The sequence below is a fragment of the Candidatus Ruminimicrobium bovinum genome (assembly GCF_902760015.1).
Lineage (GTDB): Bacteria > Elusimicrobiota > Endomicrobiia > Endomicrobiales > Endomicrobiaceae > Ruminimicrobium > Ruminimicrobium bovinum.
In genome coordinates, this window is record NZ_CACWEU010000257.1 from 1 (window position 1) to 3,263 (window position 3,263).

A 3,263-nucleotide genomic window follows, 5' to 3' on the forward strand; every position below is an offset into this window, starting at 1 on the left:
CCCGGAATACGTCCCCGCCTCCGCGCCGTCGATCGTCACCGTGAGCTTGTCCATCCCCTGGAACGTCTCGCACTTGTACCAGAACGAGAGTTGCCCCGTCCCTTCGATCTGCGTCTCGATCCACGACGTGCCGCCCCCGGTTCCGATCGCCCCGCTCCGGATCGCGGACGGCGTGCCGTGCGTCACCTCCGCCTGCGCGAACCAGGGCGCGTCACCGCCCGCGCTGTAGACGAGCTCGGACGCGTCCAGCGCCTCGCCGAGCACCGTTCCATCAAAGCTTTCTGTCTGCAAGTTGGCCAGCGCTCGATACCCATCTGTTTCCGAAAGTTCACACAGTTCAGACTCCTCCCCCCAGATGCCCGTTATCACGTACGCCCCAATCGTGCTATCCCATCTAACTGGACAGTAGGCTATCGCGTTGGGCGCGTACCTACCACCTGCTCCAGAAGACTGGTCGTTGTCAGGATCAACAATGAACAAGGCCTTCAGGCTCGTCGGATCGGTTGCCGCCTTGCTCTTGTCCGCCACGTAGCCTACGCACAAGACTCCATGGGAGACGCCCCCGTAGGCATTGCACCAACTCCACTTCTGGTTCTGCGTATGCGAAAAATAGACGGCCAAACGAATGACATGGCTTCCATCGTCCAGCAAACTGCGTATCGACGCCCCAAACGTACGATCTATCGGGCCCGACGTGACATGCTGGGCCAGGTCGCTGCCTGTCGTCTCCGTGAACCAATCAAAAAGCCCGTCGTACCCGTATTCCCCCTCTTCAGGATACCCTCCGCCGGGCATCCCCGCAGAAACAGTCCATTGGCGAAGCTTCGCAGGATTTGCGCGGAAATAGTCCGCCATCGCATCGACGGTGGCATAGGACATGCAATTCTGCGCCCAGCCCGTCCAGAACAGGGCATTCATGTCCGACAACGGGTAGCACCACGTGTCATCGTCCTTCATCGCGGCACCAGCGTTTTTTTCGGCATCGACGATCCGCTCGTCCGAAAACACGAGCGTGCCAAAGTCGTCCGTGCCGGAGAAGCATTCCCACGTGACGTTGGAGATGCCAACGAGCGTCGCCTCGCCCACATTCGGGATAGAGAAATGAGACACCTCGCCAATGCCGAAGGACAGCTCGGCTGACGGCTGTGGATCGGGCGGGCCGGGAGGCGACGTATGGCCTCCATCGGGATTCCCGCTCTGAAATATCTGAACAATATTAGTCGCCGGATGCGGCGTCTGGAGACCGGCGATTATGGTTATGCAGCCATCGCGGTCTTCCGTGTCGCTGTTCGCGAGGACGGAAAATCCCAACAGTTCGCTTGTCAGTTTGCTGGCAGTGATCCACGGGTGGGATGGTTGCGCCGACCATTCTGAGACGTTAGACTCAATTTCGCATGACATTGTATACGCATAGGCATCGAAGCGGTACTCGTCACAGGCGACATCAAGCACGACGCGCCTGTATTCCTTGCCGCAATAGACAAGATCGCTTTCCACGCCGGCACCGTCAAATGCCGACATCCAGTAGTAGTAGTCAACGCCAGGCGTGACGGTTTCATCGCGGAAGGTTACCGAAGTGCCGCTCGCGAAGGATGAATGGCATGGCTGATCGGGCGGATTAGCTGCGGTCGCCCGATAGATGTTATAGCCGGCTGCGTTGAGCGGCATGTCTAATTTCACGCTGATACCATCTGCGTTCCCCGAAAAGGATCGCAAGGTAGGTGCGCCTGGCTTCTGAGATCCGGCCGGGATCCACGACACGCAATCAACCCATCCACAATCAAATCCCCTGTCGTCTATATTGTCCTTGGAATAGCGCCATTTTACCGTATGGCTACCGCTTCCTATCCTGACCGTCTCAGTTGTCCATCCAGCCGTGGTTCCTGAATTGGTCAGAACGGCAGTATCGTCGACGTGGAAGGTAAGAAGATCATACCTTTTCTCGCTTGACGCACGCCACGAGAACGTCAGCTCGCCCGGCCCCTCGAATGTTTCCGACATGAGCGACACGGAAGAACTATGGTCACACGGTCCCAATTGAACGGCCGATACCCCGTCAGCCGATTCCCACGTTTCCGCGAAGACCAGACTGCCGTCGTTCGTGTAGAATCTGACATTTCCAACGCCAAGCGCATCGTTCAAAGCGGGCGCGTTCGCCGGATTCCGGATCGTGATGGCCGTCGTTTCCGAATTGTTTGTCTCGTCCGACTCTCGTATGTTATCGTTATCGTCAAGCCTTACGGTCATCTTGTAGCACCCTTCCGCAAGTCCCGACAGGTCAACCCGCATCCAGTCGCGTATAAAGTATCCCGCCGACAGTTCGGCGGACCCCTCGTCGGTAAAACGCTTGATCACGTTTCCGTAAATGTCCTTGATCTCGAAGCCGGCCTGGTGATGTGTACGTATGTTGAGATCGCCATCATTGAGATAGACATAATGGATGTAGCATCCCGCCGCTTGCGACACGTCGATAACGTGCACTGCGCCGTCTCTATCGGCGGTGCCATTGAAGAATATCCTTGAATAGACGTCGGTTGGCCCGTAGAAACGGAGATCTGCGTACTTCACCTCGCCTGCCGCCGCAATGTCAAACGTGTAGGTGAATTCATTGTCGGACTCGTCGTCTTCGGCGATGTCTTCGGCGAAGTCCAGAAGCACCCGCAATTCATACGAGCCGACAGGAAGCCCCTGAAGCAGATCGAGGTCGCAATCGGTAAAGGTGACTCCGTGCTGCCAGTCATAGGCGGGAGACATCTGTTCGCTTTGCGAGCCGACCAGCGCGCCGGAGCTATTCCGCAACTCAAAGCGGATGACGAACGGGGCTGCGATCGGCGCGTCTCCGAAATTTTCGATTCCCATGTTCAGATAGATGCTCGTCCCGATCTCAAACGAAGAAACCGCCTGCAGGCTGTCCGTCTCCGCCGACAAAAACACAGCCTGCGGCCAGCCGTCCAACCAGCCATAGCCCAGATCGGGCGACTCGTCCCCAGATGGCACATACACGATCGAGCACTTGGAGAACCCGATCGTCTCCCATAGCGCTATAGCTTCCACCCAATAGTAATAAGTGGTGCCGGGCGCAAGAGCGACCGTCTCGTCCAGAAAGGTGGTGCCCAATTTGGAAGGCCGGTGATCTGCGACTTGCACGGCGGCAGAGCGATCCGAGGTCGTCGATCTGTAAATAGTGTACTGTCTCGCATCGGGAACGGCAGGCCACGAAAGCTGTATCCCATTCCCGGCAACAGATGCGGAGAGCGCGAACA

At 57.5% G+C, this 3,263-nt stretch carries 1 protein-coding gene; it reads right to left on the reverse strand.

Going from position 1 to position 3,263, the window contains the following annotated elements; genetic code table 11:
• A partial coding sequence (locus ACMUOV_RS08520; RefSeq protein WP_413854719.1) for a hypothetical protein occupies positions 1-3,147 on the reverse strand: 3,147 nt, incomplete at its 3' end.
• Positions 3,148-3,263 lie beyond the last annotated feature (116 nt).